14 protein-coding genes are annotated in these 20,678 nt (G+C 57.2%); 3 read left to right on the top strand and 11 right to left on the bottom strand.

Annotated features, from left to right (window positions below):
- Positions 1-62 precede the first annotated feature (62 nt).
- Positions 63-1,814 (bottom strand): dihydroxyacetone kinase subunit DhaL, encoded by a 1,752-nt coding sequence (gene dhaL / locus CLV74_RS10905; RefSeq protein WP_106264546.1) that lies wholly within the window; start codon positions 1,812-1,814, stop codon positions 63-65.
- A gap of 15 nt (positions 1,815-1,829) precedes the next feature.
- Positions 1,830-2,645 carry a sugar phosphate isomerase/epimerase family protein gene (locus CLV74_RS10900; RefSeq protein ID WP_106264544.1) on the bottom strand — a complete coding sequence of 272 codons (816 nt, stop codon included), beginning with the start codon at positions 2,643-2,645 and terminating at the stop codon, positions 1,830-1,832.
- A 219-nt stretch (positions 2,646-2,864) separates the two neighbouring features.
- Between CLV74_RS10900 and CLV74_RS10895 the strand changes: the two genes are divergently transcribed.
- Positions 2,865-3,617 (top strand): SDR family NAD(P)-dependent oxidoreductase, encoded by a 753-nt coding sequence (locus tag CLV74_RS10895; protein WP_170108026.1) that lies wholly within the window; start codon positions 2,865-2,867, stop codon positions 3,615-3,617.
- A gap of 73 nt (positions 3,618-3,690) precedes the next feature.
- Here CLV74_RS10895 and CLV74_RS10890 read toward each other — a convergent pair whose 3' ends face one another.
- Positions 3,691-6,261: a hybrid sensor histidine kinase/response regulator gene (locus tag CLV74_RS10890; protein ID WP_106264539.1), complete on the bottom strand. Its 2,571-nt coding sequence runs from the start codon at positions 6,259-6,261 to the stop codon at positions 3,691-3,693.
- A gap of 251 nt (positions 6,262-6,512) precedes the next feature.
- Positions 6,513-7,496: a LysR substrate-binding domain-containing protein gene (locus tag CLV74_RS10885; protein ID WP_106264537.1), complete on the bottom strand. Its 984-nt coding sequence runs from the start codon at positions 7,494-7,496 to the stop codon at positions 6,513-6,515.
- A gap of 348 nt (positions 7,497-7,844) precedes the next feature.
- Between CLV74_RS10885 and CLV74_RS10880 the strand changes: the two genes are divergently transcribed.
- On the top strand, positions 7,845-10,361 hold the full coding sequence (locus tag CLV74_RS10880; RefSeq protein ID WP_106264535.1) for a hypothetical protein: 2,517 nt from the start codon (positions 7,845-7,847) through the stop codon (positions 10,359-10,361).
- 199 nt (positions 10,362-10,560) lie between these two features.
- Here CLV74_RS10880 and CLV74_RS10875 read toward each other — a convergent pair whose 3' ends face one another.
- Positions 10,561-11,670 (bottom strand): hypothetical protein, encoded by a 1,110-nt coding sequence (locus CLV74_RS10875; RefSeq protein ID WP_106264533.1) that lies wholly within the window; start codon positions 11,668-11,670, stop codon positions 10,561-10,563.
- A gap of 318 nt (positions 11,671-11,988) precedes the next feature.
- On the opposite strand from CLV74_RS10875, the gene CLV74_RS10870 reads away from it, so the two are divergent.
- Entirely contained in the window at positions 11,989-13,494 is a 1,506-nt protein-coding gene (locus tag CLV74_RS10870) for a sensor histidine kinase (protein ID WP_106264531.1), read from the top strand.
- Between the two features lie 6 nt (positions 13,495-13,500).
- On the opposite strand, the gene CLV74_RS10865 is transcribed toward CLV74_RS10870, so the two are convergent.
- The 6 genes from CLV74_RS10865 to CLV74_RS10840 all read right to left on the bottom strand — a co-directional run bounded on the left by CLV74_RS10865 (position 13,501) and on the right by CLV74_RS10840 (position 20,416).
- Positions 13,501-14,610: a ParB/RepB/Spo0J family partition protein gene (locus CLV74_RS10865; RefSeq protein ID WP_106264693.1), complete on the bottom strand. Its 1,110-nt coding sequence runs from the start codon at positions 14,608-14,610 to the stop codon at positions 13,501-13,503.
- A gap of 10 nt (positions 14,611-14,620) precedes the next feature.
- The gene (locus tag CLV74_RS10860) at positions 14,621-15,916 is read right to left on the bottom strand and encodes an AAA family ATPase (protein WP_106264529.1); all 1,296 of its coding nucleotides are present in this window, start codon (positions 15,914-15,916) and stop codon (positions 14,621-14,623) included.
- A gap of 233 nt (positions 15,917-16,149) precedes the next feature.
- Positions 16,150-17,337, bottom strand: coding sequence for a plasmid replication protein RepC (gene repC / locus CLV74_RS10855; RefSeq protein WP_106264527.1), 1,188 nt, complete (start codon positions 17,335-17,337; stop codon positions 16,150-16,152).
- Between the two features lie 171 nt (positions 17,338-17,508).
- A complete protein-coding gene (repB, locus tag CLV74_RS10850; protein WP_106264691.1) occupies positions 17,509-18,438 on the bottom strand; it encodes a plasmid partitioning protein RepB in 930 nt (309 codons plus the stop codon).
- Positions 18,438-19,613, bottom strand: coding sequence for a plasmid partitioning protein RepA (gene repA / locus CLV74_RS10845; RefSeq protein WP_106264525.1), 1,176 nt, complete (start codon positions 19,611-19,613; stop codon positions 18,438-18,440). The genes repB and repA overlap by 1 nt, the downstream gene beginning before the upstream one ends.
- 473 nt (positions 19,614-20,086) lie before the next feature.
- Positions 20,087-20,416: a hypothetical protein gene (locus CLV74_RS10840; RefSeq protein WP_146134935.1), complete on the bottom strand. Its 330-nt coding sequence runs from the start codon at positions 20,414-20,416 to the stop codon at positions 20,087-20,089.
- Positions 20,417-20,678 lie beyond the last annotated feature (262 nt).

Raw genomic sequence — 20,678 nt, 5'->3', positions numbered from 1 at the left:
GTTGCCGCCTCTGGGGAGCAGAGGCGGCAATACTGCGTGATGACATTGGGAGCTGGCCTAATTCAGGCCGAGATACCACGCAGTTTCTCGCAAATCGCGTCAAGAAGCACATGGGCCGAGGCCGCGCCGGGGTCCACATGCCCAACCGAACGGGCGCCCAGTTTGGCGCTGCGGCCACGGCGGCTTTCGATCTCGGCGGTGTAGTCGCGTCCGGATTTGGCCCCTGCAACGGCAGCCTCAAGGCAACCGATAACGTCTGCCCCACCTTGCAACGCCTCTTTCGCGCGGGTCACGGCGGGGATCCAAGCATCCACCATGGTCTTGTCCCCGACCTGAGCGCCGCCACGGGCCAGAATACCCGCACAAAGCCCATCCAGCCATGCCACCATCGCCTTGGCATCAAGGTGCAGACGGTCCGACACCGCCTCGCCCGCCTTGCGGAAGGCCGACGCATAAAGCGGCCCCGAGGACGCGCCCACGGCATCAAGGAAGGCTTTTGCCATCGCCTCGGACACCTCAGAGATCGTGGCATCCGCGTCCATCGTCACCAGACGGGCCCGCACGGCTGTCCAGCCGATGTCCATCGTGATGCCGTGATCGCCATCGCCAATCACCCCGTCCAGCTCCGACAACCAATCGCGCTTGGTGTGGATGGCAGCGCCTGCCGCCAGCATCAGGTCACGGAAAATCGCGGGCGTTACAGAGCCGTCGGCCTTCAGTGTGGACCGATCCACCTTGGCGGCGGTCTGCGCCGTATCGGCGTGGCGACGAGTGCGGCTGCCTTTGGGTTCCAGACTACCAGCGACCGTCAGCGCAGAGGTGCGGCAGGGCGTATCCAGCAGCATTTGCAGATCGTCATCCAGCTTCAGCAAAGTGATCGAAGCACCCGCCATTTCTAATGAACTAACATATTCGCCAACCCAACTGTGGTGAATATCAATCCCGTGTTCGCCAAGCACCTCAGCCACGCGGCGGTGGATGATGTAAAGTTCCAGCTGGCCCGTGGCACCAAGACCGTTCACCAGAACCGCCACACGGTCACCGGATTTCAGGCCCATATCCTCAAGGATCGGCTCTAGCAGTTCGTCCGTGACCACATCGGCGGCCTCAACCTTGCCGCGGCGGATGCCCGGCTCGCCGTGAACGCCCATGCCGATTTCCATCTCATCGGGGCCGATCTCGAAATTCGGCTTCAGGGTCTGGGGCATGGAACAAGCCGTCAGCGCCACCCCCATGCTGCGGGTGTTGGCGTTTGCGGATTGGGCAGCGGCGTAGCAGCCCTCTAGATCGCGGCCATGTTCTGCAGCCGCGCCTGCGATCTTGAACACAAAGAAATCGCCCGCGATCCCGCGGCGTTCATGCTGACGCTCTTTCGGGGCGCTGGCCACGTCGTCAATCACCTGAACCGAGCGGGTCGGGATGCCCATGCCTTCGCATTCTTCGGCCGCCATGTCGAAGTTCAGCACATCGCCGGTGTAGTTCCCGTAGAGGAACATGACCCCTGCCCCACCATCCACGGCGCGGGCGGCGTCCATAATCTGTTCGGGCGAGGGCGAGGCAAAGACGTTGCCCACTGCCGCCGCATCCGCAAGGCCACGGCCCACGTATCCGGCAAACGCAGGCTCATGCCCCGAGCCGCCGCCGATCACGATACCCACCTTGCCATCACGGGGACCATCCACCGCCACAACAGCGCGGCCTGTGGGGCCTTCGACCGTCAGAATGTCAGGATGGGCCGAGACCATACCCGCGATCATCTGCGGGATAATATCTTCGGGGGCGTTGATCAGTTTCTTGGTACGGACTTCAGTCATGGTTTCCTCCCTCACTCAGCGCCCTTTGATGAATTCTTTTGCCGCCGCGACGGTCTGTTCCAGCCAAGGCTGTTCCTGCGCGCGGGCGTTCGCGGTGTCGTCACCGCGGGGCAACCAATGCTCAAGGATAACACTCATATCCTTGGGACAGTGGGCCAGTTGATCCAGAATCCACGGGATCGGCGCACGCCCCTGCCCCAGCGGCACACCGTGGATGTAAAAGCCGACGCCGTAGTTGTCGGGCTGAATCACATAGTCTTTGAGGTGCAGGTTGATCGTATAAGGCGCCAGCATCTTGACGGTCTCGTGCGGCCATTCGCCTGCACAGATCGAGTTCGCCACGTCCAAGCAAACGCCAAGGGTCGTATCACCGACCACATCCAGCAGCTCGACCATGCGGGGAGAGGGGTAGTTGAAGTGGTTTTCAATCGCGATCCGCATCCCTGCATTGCGGGCTTTCTCCAGCAGGGGGCGCAGCTGCTCGGCAAGTTCGGGGACCGGCATGTGGGAGTCCTCGGCGTCCAATGCCACACGCATGATCTTGGCGTGAAGGCGTTGACCGATGACCAGATAACGCTCAACCTCATCCGCATCAAAGCACTGGGTACCCAGTTCCAGCGCGATGCCTTTGGACTGCGCGATCTCATAAAGCTTGTGGTGATCCGCCTCAGAGAAGGTGTCCAACGGCATGTTGTCGGCGTATTGCACAACGTCCAGACCCAGAGCCGCGGCTTGATCCAGCACCTCGAACGGAGTCATTTTCACCGCTGGCTGTTGATCCTTGATGCCGATCGACCAGCGATAGGCGTAGCTTCCCAGACCCAGTTTCATGGGCGCTCCTCCACAAATACTCTGCCTGCTCTCCCGACAGGCGCGTTAGGGCACAGTCCTATCGAACCGTGACCAGCAAAGAAATCCACCTAATGTGAAGTAATACTAAACAACTCTGTAAGAACGCTTTCTTGAAGGTTCCCAAGAACCGAATATTGACTGCAATCTAGGAATTCACGCCGTCGCGCCCATTCGCGACGCGCGCAGGGAGGAATTGATATGGGACTTTTGACCGGCAAATTCGCCGTCATCACCGGTGCCGCTTCGGCACGCGGTCTGGGTAAAGCCACCGCGAAACTGTTCGCAGAGCATGGCGCAACCGTGGCCATTCTTGATCTGGACGAAAGCGCCGCGAAGGCCGCAGCCGCCGACATTGGCGCACAGCACGTAGGTCTGGCCTGTGATGTCACCGATAAAGCAGCCTGCGAAGCAGCCGTTGCCGCCCTGCTGGATCAGTGGGGCCGGATTGATGTTCTGGTGAACAACGCAGGCATCACCCAACCGCTGAAGTCGCTGCAGATCGAGCCCCAGAACTATGACGCCGTCATGGACGTCAGCCTGCGCGGCACCCTGTACATGTCGCAGGCCTGTGTTCCCGCGATGCAAAAGCAGAAGTCGGGCAGCGTAGTGAACCTGTCGTCGGTCTCGGCACAGCGCGGCGGCGGCATCTTTGGTGGCCCGCACTACTCGGCTGCCAAGGCTGGTATCCTTGGCCTGACCAAAGCGATGGCCCGCGAATTCGCGCCTGATCAGGTCCGTTTCAACGCGATCTGCCCCGGCTTTATCGCGACCGACATCACCGGCGGCAAGCTGACCCCCGAGATGAAAGAGATGATCCTGGAAGGCATCCCCATGGGCCGCGCGGGCGAAGCGTCGGACGTGGCAGGCTGCGCCCTGTTTCTTGCGTCCGACCTGTCGGCCTATTGCACCGGCACCGAGGTTGACGTGAACGGCGGCTCACTGATCCACTAACCGAATTATCAGGAACAACAAAAGGGCGGCCTTAATGGGCCGCCCTTTTTACGTTGATTGCTACCACCTCACATCAGGTGCCCGTATCGGCAGCTGGAGGCTTGCCCATTTCATTCTGCAGCGTCTGACACAGGTTGGCGACATTTAGTGGCTTGGACATCACCGCCGTCACGCCTGCCTCGATAAAGCGGGCCGTGTCATCGCCTACCACCGCAGCCGTCAAGCCGATGATCGGGATCGTCACACCATCCGCGCGCAAAGCGCGGACCAATTCGTCCCCCGTCATTTCGGGCATAAACAGATCGGTGAGCAAAATGTCGGGCTGCTCTTCACGAATGGCCTCCCATGCCTCACGGCCATTGGACGCCAACCGGATCGAGCCGAACACCCGCGACAGCTGCTTCGTGGTGATCTTCGCGACTAGCGCGTTGTCCTCAGCCACGAGCACCGACATCTTGGCGAAACCGGCGCAGACAACTTCCTTTCCTTCTTCCTCATGGACAACCGCTTTTTCCAGCGGGTCCGGCAGCCATATCCGATAACCTGCCCCGCCCTGCGGCGCGGTGAAATATGTCAACTCGCCCCCAAGAAGTTCGATGGTCTGCTTGGCAATGTAGAGCCCCAAGCCGCTGCCATCGGCCTGATTACGGGCATCTTGCGAGCCGCGCTCGAAGGGTTCGAACAGGCGTTCCACATCCGCTTCCGGGATACCTACCCCGTCATCGGTGACAGTCCAGCACCCCTGCGCCAGAATGCGGCGATCCACCAGATCCTGCGGCAGCTCCTGATACGCAATGCGGATTTCACTACCGTTGCTATGGATGATCCCGTTGCGCACCAAATTGCCAAGAACCTGCTTGATCCGCTTTGCATCGCCTTTCAGCGTGCTGCGTGCCCCTTGTTCAAGTTCTACGCTCAGGCGCATCTGATTGCCCCGCGCAAGAAGCTGATAGGTGTTCCGCAGGCTTTCGGCCACATCGGCAGGCACATAGGCCTCATGGTGAATGCGCTGGTTCTTTTCGGGGTTCACGGCCTGCCGCATATCGTCCAGCACGTTCAAAAGCTGGCTTGAGGCCTCGCGCATCTGGCTGGTGGTTTCGGCCAGATCCTCGCCGGATTTCAGCTCGTCAATCAGCATCGAGATCACCGAGGCCGGTGTCCGCAGTTCGTGGGACACGATCGAGAACAGCTGCTTCTGACGCTCCTGACGCACTGACAGTTCACTCAGCGCATCGGACAGAGCACGTTGGCGCTTATGTTCGTCGGTGACTTCGACCATCATCCCGTAGGCTATGTGTTCGCGCCAGAGGTTCTGTTCGCTCCAGAGGTGGACACGCAGAATTCGCTGCTCACCATTCGCCCGAACGTGGGCCAGACGTACCAGCAAGGTGTGCGAGCCCGCATCGCCCGACAGGATCATCCTGCGCAAGGCCTCCTGATCTTCGTGTTCAAACCGGCTTAGCAACGCTTCCAGATCATCGCTGGCTGGCAGACCCACCAAACGCTGCGCGGCCGGATCCACCCGCATCATGTCGCGCGGCACGTTAATCGCGAACAGGCCCACACCTGCAAAGTTACGCACGGTGGACAGGCGGCGAATGCTGGCTTCGCGTTGCGCCAGATCGTAGCTAAGACGGCTGCGCAGGGCCATCGCCAGAACGATAATAAACAGCATAAGGATGGCGTAACGCTGCAACAGAAACGATTCAAAATCGCGCGGCGCGGTGTCGGTCAGATAAGCGCCTGTCATAGCCGAATAGATCGCCACCCCTACAATGACGATCAACGGGGCAACGCGCGCAGGCAAGGTCAGCGCCAGCAGCAGGGCCAAAAGACCCACATCCATCATCGCATAGCCGCCACTATCTGACTGGTGCATCAGCGCCAGCGCAGGGAAGACCCCCAATATCGGAGCCGCCCGCAGCAGGCTGGCCCGCGTAGGCATATTCAGGATCGCCACCATGAACCCGCCCACAACAGCGGTCCCGCGCAGGGTCCTGTTCAAGGCGAAATCGTTGTAGTTTTCGTCAAACCCCAACGCAGCCAGATGGGCAGGATCCAATTTGGACGCAAACTTCTGGACCGCAAGGAACTGAATTGTACAGATCACCAAAAAGGCGACTGAGATCACCGCGGTCACCAGCAGCGCCGTATCCAGCGGTGGAAATTTTCGGGCAATCTGCGCGTAGACCTGCCGGACGATGTGACCGACCAACACACCACTCAGCATGTTCGCGCCCCACATGAAGCCCAAAAGGTCCCACGTGACCTCTGGCATCGTAATCCACATGGGCTTGCCACTGAAGGGCAGGATCGCGGGGACAAAGAACAGCCCCGCCAGCGCCAATATCGGCACCCACGTCAAACGCTTTGGATAGGTAACGATCCCAACACAGGCCGTGAAAAGCGCCACATGGGGGCTAAGGTTCACTGCAATCGTGTTTGGCCCATGAAGCGCCGCGCCATAGGAAATGCTGATGGTCCAAAACAGGACCACTGACAGATAGAGCACGGAGTGAAAGACAGGACGGCTCTGAATAGCCTCACTGATCACACTGAGCCGCGAAACCTCAAAGTCACGATAAACCTGTCCATAGGCATTCTCATGAGACCAGAACTGTCCGACCTGCGCCGATTTGTGCATGCCGCCTCGCCTTTACGCACCTGCAACTCAAGTTTGACCGCCAGCGTCCCGCCTACACTATTCGCGCGACGAACCTGTCGCGGCGCAGCAGCCGAGAAACAAAAACCAGCGAACAGATGCATTAGACATGAAGGCCTGACTTAATGGCAGATGGCCATCAGGACGAGGAAACGCAAAAAAGGCGGTCGGTTATGCCCTAATATCACCTTTCGGACGTAATAATCTTCCCCGTGGGGAAGATCGGATATGCCCTAGACTGCACCGCGGGTGATCGATGCCAAGGTGTCCGTCTCTTCGATTCTACAGCCAAGATCGGTAAGGGTCGCGGCGACATGCGCATCATGCTGACGCCCCTCAGCCCTGATCCAGTCAGAGAACAAACGAACGATCCGGCGGCTTGCATGGCGTGACGGACAGACCAACCAATAGGCCGGAAAGCGCAGCACTTCAAACCCGACCGACAGCGGCACCAATGCGCCGCGTTCGATCTCAGGCAGGGCAAGGGTCGCGCTTTCCAGCACGACACCGCCCCCATCGGCAGCCACCTGAATAGCCATCGAGGACCGGTCAAACCTGAGGGGATAGACCAACCTGCCCCCCATCGCGCCCCGCCGCGCCAGCCAGAAATCCCAACGGCAGTGGGTCTTGACCGAGTCAATCAGGCGGGCCTGCCGCAACTGGGCAATGGGATCGTCTGAAAGCTTGCGCAACTCTTCCAGATAAGACGGGGCACAAAGCGGTAGAACAAAATCATCCACGACGGCCTCCTGGTGCAGGCCAGACCAATCCCCTGCCCCATAACGCAGATCCAGATCCACGATCTCGGTTTCGAAATCGGTAAAGTCTGGGGTGCCATCTACACGCAAGTCCCAGCCCGGATTTTCGTCAAGAAAGTTCTTGATCCGTGGACCCAACCAGCGCACGCCAAAACTGGGGCTGACGCGCATGATGAAATGGCGGTTTTCGCGCTGGCGGACGATCGCGCTGCGCACGTCGCGCATCATACGAAAGGCTTGGGTGGTGGTTTGAAACAAGCGCTCACCATCAAGGGTCAAAGACAGGCGGCGCTTTTCACGGCGAAACAGTTTTACGCCAAACTGCTGCTCAAGCAGCCTGATCTGCTGGCTCACTGCGGACGGAGACACACCCAACTCCTCCGCCGCCTTCGAGACGCGGCCGAGGCGGGCCACCGCCTCAAAGTGGTTCATCGCGTTCAAATTAAGGTCTTTGACCAAAATCGCCTCCCTGATCCAAGAGTTAAGGCTTAGCACGGAGACTTGAGATACGGTATCTCCATCTCACACCACACTTTTTCACTGGTGAGGGTTTTGCAGAATTCATCCAGCGCTACGGATCGGTTGGTAGTTAGCTGGGTTTGAACCAGCGCGACACTCTCTTAGGTATAGAGGCAACAACCTAAGATTGTTTTCGATGATCCTATGTGGAACTCTGACCCAACGGGTCGCGTGTTTTGGCCCAATCAAACATTCATCGCTCGCCACAATTGAGATGCGATTTTTCTTGTCGCCTCGCGCCACGACCACGTGCTGCGCACTTTTGTGGCACCAAAGACCAGAGGCAATATGCGCCGACCATACCCGCTGCAGGCTGACGATCCTGCGTTGCTTTCGCAAACCACACCCCTGCCCCTCGCCATTCCGATGGACCAGCAAAGCATCGCGCCTTTCAATCTCAGCATCCATTACGACACCCTTGCCCGCATCGAAGATCCTGACCTTGGACCGACAGCCCGCATTCAAAGCACAACCGATCCGCTTGGCGTGTCTGGCGCAGAAATCCGCGTCGGGGTGATGTCTGGTGACACCACGAGGTTCCCGCTACCCGTCCCTGACCTGAAATGCGGGATAGCCGACCCGAGCGACATTCTGAGGTCAGCCTTCATGAGACAGGCGAAAATCACGTCCCACTGTACCGCGATCATTGCCCAAGGCAGCGGTGTGGCGACGCGACTGTCCGTCCATCACCGGACGGTACCCCAGAAAACCTTCCCCGCGGGGATGATCCTGTCATTTGAAACCGCCGCATCGCTGGTCATCGGAACCGGTCTTGATCTGGGCTTTCAGATCACCTGCCGCGATCTGCGGGGCTATATCTCTGAAGCGGGCTCCAAGCTGCTTGCGAGCATCTATGCTGTAAAACCGGCCACGACCTCCGCGCGAAGCACCACCGCAGACGCGTATCGTTCGATCGCGCTTGAGACAGCCGTTGATCTAATCGCGCGCTGCGCTGGCAAGGCTGATCTGCCGCAAACACTGTTGTCCGAGGGGTTGGCGAATTACCTTAAACGTCTTGCGCCGCTGTTGGCCGATGAGGCCGCAGAACTGGCAACCCGGATTGCGACAAAGGGCAGGGAGGACGACATCGCCAATCCCCTTGGCACACCTAGCCCGCCATCCGATCTTGAAGCGCAAGACATCAGAAACCTGAGGCGGTTTGCTGCCGCGCTACGACTGCTATCCGGCTGCAAGGGCGGGTTGGAAGGAAATATCGAAGAGGAAAAAGACGAACACTTTCCAGTAACAATCGAGGACGCCTTCGCCCTACTTGATCAGGATGTCCTAGGGCAGGGCGATGAGGCAAATCAGCGGCAGATGTCGCGCTGCTTTCAGCACCTGATCGAGGCGGGATACCTGACCGGACGTTCTGCCAGTCAATCCTTCGCAGTCGTGTTTCGCGATACGCCGATGAATAGTGCGCAAACCGGCGCGATGGTTCTGCATGCGCAGTTGATGTCAGTCGCGGACAATCTTCCCCGCGGGGAAGGAGGCGATCTACTGCGGGACACGGTCACAACAGTTCGCGAATTGCTGCTGCCGTATATTCTTGAGTGGGATCAGCAAACCGAAGAAACAATGCAAAGCCTGCAAGAGGTCGTCAGACGATGGATGGTCGCGCCACTGGCCCCTCTAGCGGCAGAGCTTTTTGAAACCCTGACCTGCACGATCCCCGACCATCTTGTTGCTTTGGACGGACAGCCATCATTCCCATCCACACGCTTGAAAAGCGTCCTCAAAGCGGACCCGCTGCTACAAAGTGGCATCCTTTCTCAGGCTTCCCAGTCCCAACGCTCACTGCCTGTGCTGGCGGAAAAGCTGATGACAGACGTCATTCGCCAAGCCGCCAACATCCCAGATGGGGCAGGGGGTGAATTGTTGGCACAGGCAATCAAGGCCGCTCTGCATCACCCGGATGGCGCGGAAACTGATCTAAGGTACGCCCTACGAGACCGCGTTATTGGGAGCTTGAAACGCGAAGCCGCTCCGATCTCCAAACCTCATCAAGCGCTCTCAAACGCGATCCCTGCACTGCGACAGCATGGCTATCTGGCCGCACTAGACCGTAACCAGAGCAGCTGCGATCTGCTGGACACCCGCCACCTCTACGCAAAACCGCAGGCAAACCAAGGAAGGTCCCTTCGCATCACCAGCCCTTGCTGCGCCGACCCGAAACGCATGGTTCCAATCCTTAGCGCACCAGTTTACTTCGAATTTCACTGCCCCGACATTCCATCCTGGAAAGACCAAGGGAGTGTCGACATCTGGCTGAACCACACCCTCCTAAATCACGCCGACCTCCGGCAAAACGGGGCAGGGTGCTACTACGGTTATCTTGGGCTTTCGACATTGCGATACGGGCCGAACTTGCTGGAAGTCCGCTGCCAAACTGGCACAGCGCAGCCCCATCGCGCGACGCAGCTGTTCTATATGGCGCTGGACGAAAGTCTGGTGGTCGGGCGACTGGGGCTAAGAGCCAAAGCCTGTTCGCAGCGCCAGAACATCACCCTGACAAACCGATCACCCGCGCCCCTTGCCTTGGCAGGCTACACGCTGGAAAGTTCTCTCGGCCTCAGAGCCCGCTTCAAGACCGGCGCATTATCGGCACTTGGCGAGATGACAATCTCCATTTCAGGGAACATTTCTTCGCGCAAAGACTGGATGACCGTTGAACAGGCCAGCGCGTACGACAATCCAGCAGGAAGCATGTTGATGCTGCGGGCCCCGGATCAAAACATCATCGCGCAGGCATATACAGCAGGGGCAAAACAAGCGGCCATCAATCTAGTGAATAGCCTGAAATAAAGCCCACCGCGCCCCTCAGGGAAGAGGGACGCAGTGGCTTCCGGTCCAAGCGGGGACCTCTACCGCGAGGACCATGAAGACCGGTAAGCAGAGATATAGTGACGAACGGCAAGAATATGAGGGGGAGGGGACATCACCCCTGCTCACGAACGCGCGTGGTGCTATGTAGGGCGCATCAGGTAGGGAAGCGCATGGGGCCTTAGGTACGTCGCAAAACCTTATCGGCCTGCGCCAGCGCCGCATCCAACGCCGCCATCGCTTCAGATCCAGCCTCTTGCCCCAAGGGCGCACGTTCCTCAGAAAATTGCGCTTTGGGTCGCCGTTGACACAAGTAATCCGCCAAGGGCGTGGGTGCCCAAGCGCGGTAGGTACGACGGCCAGTGATCGGCGCAAGAAAGCCGCTGGCCACACCTTCATTCATCAAGTTCAACCCCGTCCGTCCACTAACGTTCAGCCGGTCAGCCACGCGCACTGTCGTCAGGATTGGCTCTTCCATCAGCAGGTGAACAAGATCCCGCAGACGGGATTTGCCATGCTTCCCCTCACAGGACGCCAACGCCTGCGCACGCCAGCGGCGCAATAGGGGCAACTGCCCCATCGCCCGCGAAAGCTCGACCTGAAGCCCATCCAGCAGGCTGACTTGCCCCGAAGGCACGGTCGGCTGCCATGCGCGAAACCCTTCGGCAGTCAAAGCACAAGAGGGCAGGAAAACCCAATCCCCACGCAGCGCCGCCAAGACTTCGACCGACCCAACATCTTCATCGAAATTCAAATCCCGCGCCCCGGCGCGACGGCTACGAAGTGAATGATCGATCATTGTAAAGAACAACCGCTCGGCGGCGGGGTTGGCACTTTCTGTTGCCAATCGCAAATGCGAGGTCGCCCGCAGCGCCGCGACAAGAGGGGAGGGGGCCTCTTCGACCAAAATCGTCAAATCCCGACAAAAACCGGCCCCAAGCTCTGCCGGATCAACGGTGCTGCCTTCTTCCAACGGCGCGGCCCGATAACAGCGCTGAACACAGCGCTCTGGATCGCGGAAAAAGTCCACCGGAGAAACCAGCACCTTTAACATCTCGGACGCCAGCCAAGAACCCCGCGCAGTCTCTAGTTCCGTCTGACGGGCTTCGAACTGACGCGAAACCAGATCGCCTTCGGAAAGAGGCACACCTTCAAGGCCGACAGACCTGCACACTTCGGAAAGCGCAGCTTGCGCACGCCACATCGCCCCGATCTGAGGGTCCGCCAAAAACGCCCCCTCTAGACGCGCAGCCAGCACTTCGATAGAGAGAATTTTCTCATAAAGCTGCATATTCTGCCCTCACTGCGCAAAAGCACAAGTCATTGATAGTATGCAGAATAGATCAAGAAACGGAAATAAACCAACCGATATTTTCGCTTACTGAGGCATTCTTGAGATCCCCTCAAAACTAGGCAAATATTCGGGGAATCGGCGCTAAAAACCGTTCAAAAATAATGCCATCTACTTGGCAAAAACTCAACAGAAGCGAAAAATGCAAAGGTAACTTTGCATCAAGAGCAAAGGCGAATCGACTTCATTCCGTTGAACTATCCCTAAGGTGACATATCTACTCTTAAGAACGCCGCAGATCTGCGGTGAAAGAAGGTCATGAGCAGCGTTTACGACAACATTCGGCGCAGAAGCCTATCCTCGCTTCTGCCAAAAATCGCGCTAGCCATGGCGATTGTCGTGTTACTGCTTAGTTTGATCACAAAAACGGGCCAAACGACCGCATATTTGACCACGCCGTCGATCTTGACAGCTGTCATCCTAAGCTTGGCAGTCGGTCTTCACGCATTTCCTTCGATAAAGCCTTCACTGCAACGCCAACTCGCGCAGTTCACAGCAGTTAGCGCAGCGATCCCAGCCGCGACCGTTCTAGGTGGAATGCTCATCGGTGGCGAAAAGACCCAATGGCTACAGCATCTGATAGATCCAGAAACGGCAGTTTGCGTAATTCTGATTTCATTACCACTGGCCAAACGAACGGAAGAGAACGAATTCAGGAACCTGACAAGGTACGTGATGTGTCTTGGCTTGGGAGTTGTCGGGATCATCCTGACCCCAGAAACGATAATCGCCGCAATGATGCAGACTGTCGTACATCCGGTGGTCGTCAGTTCTCCGATCGGCGCAATTCCACTGTGCATCATCGCAGCAATTCGAACGATCCAAGCGAAAAAGGGGTTCAGCAGACCGGTTCTGAATGTTTCAATCGCGATTGCGGTTCTGGCTTACCTTCTTTTATCCAGCATATATGCCAATCTGATCCTCGGGCAGATCGGCTATGCGCTTTTTGACATATTTCTCTTCGCAGTCTTCGGCTACGGAATGAACACGCTTGTAAAGGGAATGGATGAGTATTTCCGTCTGGTCGGCGGCCTTGAGCGGCGCAACAACCAACTCAGCCGCCAAAACCAAGTGATCCAGGATTTGCTTTATGCTTTAGCACATGACTTGCGCAGCCCTGCACGCGGGATCGTGCAATCTGCCGAGTGGCTGCGTGAAGACCTGAACAAAGGTAAAATCAAAGAGGCCGAAACACGCGCCTTTAAAATTGCCGACCGCGCCGAGACCCTCTATGAGCGGATGGAAGCTTTTGTCGAGTATGTCAGGCTTGGCGGTTTCACCGTGAATCGCGTTCCGATCCGCTTTGACAAACTGGTCGAGCAGATCTTGCAGGCAATTCCCCAGATCCCCAAGCTACAGGTGAAACTTTCTGGTCCAAAGGTGCTGCTGCACAGCGACGAAAGCGCGCTTAGTGGTATTCTTTCGAACCTGATCGACAATGCAATCCGCTTTGCCAATCCGGACCATCCCGAAATTACGATCACATGGCGCGTTGTAGAACAACAATTGCACTTTGAAGTGATCGACAACGGGGTCGGTATTCCCGTCACAATGCAAACCAAACTGTTTCAACCGTTCCGGACCACTGGCGCTCCGGCGTCCCAACAGGGAATGGGGCTGGCGATCAGCGCGCGCATGGTCGAAGCTCTACACGGTGAGATCACACTACACAGTCAGCCGGCCGAAAAACCCGGCACGACTTTGAAAGTCACCGTGCCGGTCGAGAACTATACTCTTATCGATGACAGCAAGGGTGCATGTTGACAGCTGTCAACTGCCAGCGCCTCCGTCCAGCTGATCCAAAAATTCAGACAACGCCCGCTCCAGCGCCGCCGCGTCCAAAGCCGAGAAATCACGGCTGGTTTTGATCTCAAGCTTACCATCAACCGCAGTACACTGGACCGCAGTTCCATTGCGTTCAAAACCAAGACGCAACCGCGCGGGCTTTGCAGATGGGGCAGGGGCCTTGGGCCCGGTCTCGGGCATCGCCTTCTCAGTGACACCCACTGCTACGCGCAAAAGGTCCAGTTCTTCCGACACGGACCGCTCGGGCATCGCCGCAAGCTTGGCCCGCAAAGCGTCAACGTCAGCCGGCGCTTTCTCGACCAGCGCGACCAATGCCAAGCCCAACGCGCGGGGCAAGTGGGTCGGATGGCGCAGATCTCCACCAAGCGCATCGATCAGTTTAATGAAGCTGCGGATGTAGCTGCGTTTCTGATATCCGGCGGACTTGAACAGCAGCGCGACCACTTTATCGGGGTCTTGTTCTTCTGTCGCTGGATCACGGGCATACTCAAGCGCAAGCTGCGCCATTTCAGCGAATGAGATATCCTTGCGGACAAGGTTCTCATCCACCATCCGGCGATACAGATCTTCCAGCGTATCGCCAGCCGAGGTCACGACCGCAGGGATCGCCGACCATTTTTCCTGACCCAATGTTTTGGCCAATTCTTTGTAAGCGCAAAGGCGGCGAAAGCCTTGGATCAGCTCATACCCGCCGTCATCCCGCGCCTCAACGCGTATCGGGTTAGAGAGGCCAATCTCGACAATCGAGTCCTTCAGTTCTGCCAACTCAGGATCAGGCGCGACCGCACGGTCGCGAACAAGCTTGTCGGTGTGGATCGCATTGATGGGCACAAGCTCGATTATCAGACCCATGTTCTTGAGGCGCACATGCTCGTGGGCCAGCGCGTCATTCTCGGCGCGGATCTGCGCTTCGATCTCTTGGCGCTGACGATGGGACTCTGCCGCCTCAGTAATCGCCGACGCCATCGGCCCGCGACGCGACTGGGTCGCTGGGGCAAGGGCTTCGGGCGCTGACTGCACCGGAGCCGCCTCGGTGGGCATATCGATGCTGAACATCCGACGTTTCTTTGCCATCATCGCCTCCTTAGATCTTGTCCCACGCCGCAAGAACATTCCCGCGGAATTCTTCGTAAGCGCGGTCAAAGCTGGCGCGCGCCCGACGCCAAGTCTCCCGCGTCATATCGCGGTAATCAATCTCATAGACCGACGACAGGAACCGGCCCGATTGTTCCACCGCGCGCGTCATCTCAACCGGATGTTTGGTAAGATGCTCGCCAAAGACTTTGCCGAATGCCTCATACATCGCACGGTGCAATTCGTTGCCCGTCTCATACCGCGTCATCAAGAAACGAATATCCGCGAAGGCTTTGGGTAGACGCATCGTACCGCCCGGCACAGTACCTTCGAAACCGGCGGCCAAGTCTTCCAGCGCCTCAGCCAACTGGCCGATGAAACTGGTGGTCGAGTCATATTCCCAGTAGCCAGGCCCCGATGGAATATACAGCATGTCTGCCGCAAAGACCGCGTTCATCGATTGGTAACCGATCGCTGGCGGACAGTCGAAAATGATCAGATCGTAATCATCGTCGTTCAAGCTATCCAGATATCGGGACACCGCCGCGAAGAAACTCCATTCGGGGTTCAGGTGTCGATACTGCGCGCTGGCAAATTCCACGAAAGCCGCGTTCGCACAGCTGGGAACGATATCAATCGTGCTCCACGATGTCGGCTTGATGAAATCAGGGGTCCGCAGAACTTCTAGCCCCATTTCACGGATCGAGGACGGGATCTGCCGCTGAGGCAGCGCCGTGCCACTGGCCGCCCCCGACACCGCCGCATTCATCCGGTCGGTTTCGCGGATCAGGTCGCGGGCCATGATGCCCCAAACCGTGTATTCCTCGTCCACATCGGTCAGCCCCATCGAGTGGGACAAGGTTGCCTGCGGGTCGAAATCCACCAACAGCACACGATACCCGTCAAGCGCAGCCGCATGGGCCAAATGCAACGCAACCGTCGATTTGCCCGCCCCGCCTTTGAAGTTGGCAATCGCCGCCCGCAATGCACGTTTACCAGCCGGTCGCGGCGGCATCAGCGATTTCTTGTTCACCTTGATCCGGCGTCGCAACTCGTTGATTTCGTCCAAAGAGAACCAGCGCTGACGTCCATCGGGCTCAACCTCGCCGCCGGGCAGATCAAGGTCGGCCGCAAGCCGTCCGCGGAAAGTGGATTGATTGATCCCCAGGATCAGCTCGGACACTTCCCAACTGGAAAAGCGCCGAAGCCGTTTGGTCGTTTCAGGCGAGAACGTCTGCGTTCTGATCCAGCTCTGCATTTTCAGAGACTGAGCCTGAAGCCTGCTCAAATCCTCATGCGTGTACATGAATTACCCCTAGACGTAAAAACCGTGTTGCTCTGAATTTACGCCGAAAACGAACGGAACGCAAAAGCTAATGCTTTGAAAAATAGCGTTTTGCCCACTGTGGTCATCATGACGCACGACACCGACATCGGTGCCCGAAAGCGTCCCAGATGCCGTCTCCTGAGAACATTTAGCCCGAGGCCAAAGCCAACTAGACCCCAACGAACTTCCAAAACATACCACAGCCCAGTGCATCAAACCTCCCGCTTATTTTCCGTTGAGATAAGCGCCATGATCATCGGCCCAGGCGAGAATGCCCCGTCCTCGGCTTTGCTTGTTAATGCACGCAAGTATCCGCCCGGGCTTCGGATCTCGGATGCTTTCTGCAAGATCGCAACCAAGGTGATCGCCGCTTGTTCATCCCCCATAGCATTTCGTGCTCTGAGCCATGCATCATCGGAAATTCCCAGCATTGGCCTGATGAAGTCCGCACTATGAACCAGCTCTTCCCAGCTTGAAATGCCATCGGGCATATAGTCCAGAACATCCGGACATGCCTTAAGCACCAAATACAGAGGAAGCTTTGGTTTCACTCGTACAGCAGGGTCAGCGAGGGCGGGGGCCGTCGCCTCTTCCTTTTCTAAGGAAGGTTCAGAATCTGAATGTTTTAGGTTTGAATATTGTATGTGACGTTCATTAATAGCGTCATTGGCGTCCATTTCTTTTGTTTTATTCGCTACTATCAGACTGTTAACGTTGTTCAGGATGTGATCTGCATCTACGTTCAGCGCATTGAGAGCATCCACGTCATTCTTCCGACGCAAGCACTGCTGGATCAGCTTCAATTTTCCTAGAATGCTGCCCCAGTCTTCTTGAATTTCATCCTGTGCGAACTCGATCAACTTCACCGCATCACGCACGCGAAGAACCACCGCTTCACGCAACCGCTTCAAACGCAGCGCCGCAGCCCTCGCCTCATGAGCGGCCTGAGCAATCTCGGGCAAGCGAACCAGCAATGGACGCAAGTCAAAGCCGAACACACGCTCAAAGCCCCCGTCTACCCCACGCGCGGCATAGCGTTTACCGTTCGGGCTATCGTGTCGGATGATCAATTGCGCACGGACAAGCGCAGCAAGATGACGGCGTAGCGTGCTTTCAGCCATCCCATGCGCCCGCTCGGACAGTGCGGCATTCGAGGGAAACACAATCGTGCCCTCACCATCCGCCAGACTGTCATGGGGATGAAAGCTGACCAATGCATGCAAGACCGCCAGATCGCGATCGGTAACCTGAAAGGCCAAACGCGCTGCGGTCAGTTCCTTAATGATGGTCCATTTGTCAGGCACAGCATCGGGGATCGGCGCCTTCAGCAACGCTTGCGCTGCCAAATGGTCAGCCGTCACCTGCCGGCGCCCGAAAGGCGTCGAAGTGATACGTTCCATTATATTTCACGACGGCAAAAAAATCCCACCCATCGGACTGCGCGATGGTTGACAGCTGTCAACAAGAAGGGCTAGATTCGTGGTGCGAGTACGAAACGGCCTCTCGGGATGTCATGTCCTGGGGGGTCTTTTTCTTTCCGTGTATCGTGCCTCCTTAATTTCGGTCTCGGGTTACTTGCTTTCGGGTGCCTCATCAGCGTCCTTGAGAAACTGCTGATGAAGCGTTTTCAGGTTATCGATCAGCCACTGATCGAAACCGGAATTCTCTTGTAGGGTCAGGACGGTCTTGCCGCCTTTGTGAGCAACCTCGCCCAAGGTCTGGCCATCGACTGCGACAACCGCACGCTTTCCGCCACGGGCTGGCTTCAGCTTTTCCGGCGCCAACGCGTCGAACATGGACTGGAACCGCTCGTCCGAGGACGAACCGACCGCCATTTCGACCAACTGGCCAATTGCGCGCCCCTTGATCCGCTCTGCCAGCGACAGCCAACGATCCCGCCCAACACTTGGCGCAGCACCAATGGCCACGATGATCGGGTAGGGGACAGCATCGGTCACGCTTAGCATCCGGCTGATCACTGTCTTATCGATGTGCAAGGCATCGCAGATTACTTTGCGTTCGAACCCGCTTTCGACCATCTGCCGCGCAAAGTTTGCCTTCTCGATAAAAGTCAGATCTTTTCGGGCCGCGTTTTCCTGACCCTGTGCCACGATCAAATCGCGGTCCGTCAGAACGCGAACCATCGCCCTTACGGGTTGGCCCAACTGCCGCAAAGCACGCACACGGCGGCGACCATAGACCACCTCATACCGCGCAGCATCCTTTGGTGATTGCCGCAGTAAAACCGGAACCTGCTGACCATATTCACGGATCGAGGCCACCAATGCCTCAATTCCAGCGGGATCATCATCCAACCGGTCCTGAAGACCCGCGTCATCGATCAGCTCTGCCGCAACCTCAACCAAAGCGCGGGTTTTAAGGTCCGCGATCTGCTGAGAGACCGCCCCGATTGCGCCAGTGGTCCGGCGTGGGGCAATCGCTTCGGGCGGCGTCATCGCGCCAGGGCCCATCAGATTACCAAGCAGGTTCTTGCGTGCCATCACCGCCCCCATGCTTTCTGGACAAGATCTTCGATCTCGCCGTTCGCGGCATTCAGGCTTTCCATCGCCCGCTCATAAGTCGAGCGGTGGAACTGGTTCTTTTCAACCTCATAGAGGGTCTGCTTTGTGATGCCCGCATCGGAAATCGCTGTCGACTTCAGAACCGGATGGTTCAGCACATGCTCTCCGAACATTGAGCGCATGAACCCAACCATCTGGTTTTGCGGCCCGTCACCGGGCTCATAACGGGTGACCAGATAGCGCAGCCAGTCATAGCTCATGTCGCCTCCGGCTTCGGCCACGACACCAAGTAGGTTCGAGGTCATCAGCAGAAACTGACACATGGACATCACATCCAGCATCTGGGGATGCACCGTCACCAGAACGGCCGTTGCCGCTGATAGGGCAGACATTGTCAGGAACCCCAGCTGCGGCGGACAATCAATGATCACCACGTCATAGGCGGCCTCAATCTCGGCCAGTTTCTCGCCGACGCGGGTAAAGAACAACTCGCCCGACTTGCGGGCCAGCGCCCGGGGTGTGTCATGTTCGAACTCCATCAAGTCCAGATTGCCCGGAATGATATCTAGGTTCGTAAAATGCGTCTTCTGGATCACCTGCGCCAAAGGCACTGGGTCATCATAGCGGATCGCATCATAAAGGGTGCCGCCGTCCACCAGATCGAATTCCGGCTGAAACCCGTGCAGCGCACTCAGGCTGGCCTGCGGGTCAAGATCAATTGCGAGCACACGATAACCATCCAACGCCATCTTCTGCGACAGATGCGAGGCGGTGGTGGTTTTCCCCGATCCACCTTTAAAGTTAATGACCGTGATAACCTGTAGGTGATCGCCCTCGCGACGGCCGGGCAAGTAGGTGCCTTGCACCTTCGCCCCGTGGTCCAACATCACACGAAGGGCCTGAATATCCTCGGTCGTGTAATAGCGACGCCCGCCCGTGCGGATTTCAGGCTCAGGTCCACGTCCGTCTAAATGGAGTTTCCGCAGATAAGCGTCTTTCACACCCAGTAGGGCCGCAACTTCGCCAGAGGTGAACTTTCTCAGGAAACGGCGCGCGTCTGGGGGAAAGAGTTGCGTGCGATGTGCTTGCAACCTCTCCGACAAACTCGCAGCATGTCGACCGACCAACTGGTCGATCCGCCCCTGACGATCCATCGTCTGCCCTCAAATTGCGCCGTGTGTTACGGAAAACGACGTCTTCTTCTGTGTTTAACGTAAGTAATGGCTTGAAGCGGCAGGATGACGCAAGCGTTTTTTAGAGAGATCGCCGGTTTAGCGTCCGAAGCGAGCCTAACGGAAGAAAGAGTACGATTATTTTCCGTCATCTCTCCCGCTGCTTACGTGTCACAAAACGTGCAAAACCGAATCTCAAAGTAGGTTCAGGCACCAGATTTACCCTGTTTTCGGGAAAAACCCCTAGAAACTGATAGCTTTTGGCTGACAATCGGACGCTTTGCACGCTCAAGCTCAGAAAAACGCTATGTGGATAACTTACGGGATCAGCGTTTTACCTATAGAGACAAAGCCTCAGTCAAGGCGACAGACCCGCGAATGCACATCCCTATCTGGCCTAAAGACGCAAAAAAGCCCGCCGAAGCGGGCCCTTTGAACTGGCAGGGTGTTTGACCTTAAGCGGCGGCGCGTTGTGCCCGCTTGGCTTCAAGACCTTCATCGTTCAGGTGCATCACCGCAACCGCATCAAAGGCGTGGACACGGAACAGGAACGAACGCTTCATCGTTTCGACGATCTCAGCAAAGAACACGTTCGCTTTCTTCAGTGCCTTCGCATCTTTGAAACCACTCGAGACGACGACCTCTCCAGCTTTCCCGATGATAATCTTGAGGTCGATGATCTCAAGTTCATCGATCTTCATCGCCAGACCCTCAACAAGGAAAGGCGCGGCCATTTGCGCCCCTTGTAGATCTGGAAATCGTAGAATGAGTGACTTGTTCAGCATATCGATCTCTCAGGCTATTGTTATCTGTCTTGCTACTTTGAGTAACGGACGCTCTACGAGAAAATGTAAATGTTCATGAGAAATCCATAAACATCTCCTTGGGGCAGCTAGACACGTCTTTCGGATAGAAAGGGCGTCGAAAGGCAAAGCTTCCACCCGCCATGACGTATTTTCCAACCGAATTCTCGACACCCCAGTTTGTGAGACTCGGTCACATATCAGTGCACCCTACATGCCGAGGCATAGGAGAGAGTCGGCGTCA

Source organism: Donghicola tyrosinivorans (genome assembly GCF_003003355.1).
In the GTDB taxonomy this organism is placed as follows: Bacteria; Pseudomonadota; Alphaproteobacteria; order Rhodobacterales; family Rhodobacteraceae; genus Donghicola; species Donghicola tyrosinivorans.
The sequence above is the reverse complement of the archived record's forward strand: the minus strand, read 5'-3'. Positions and strand labels throughout refer to the sequence as shown.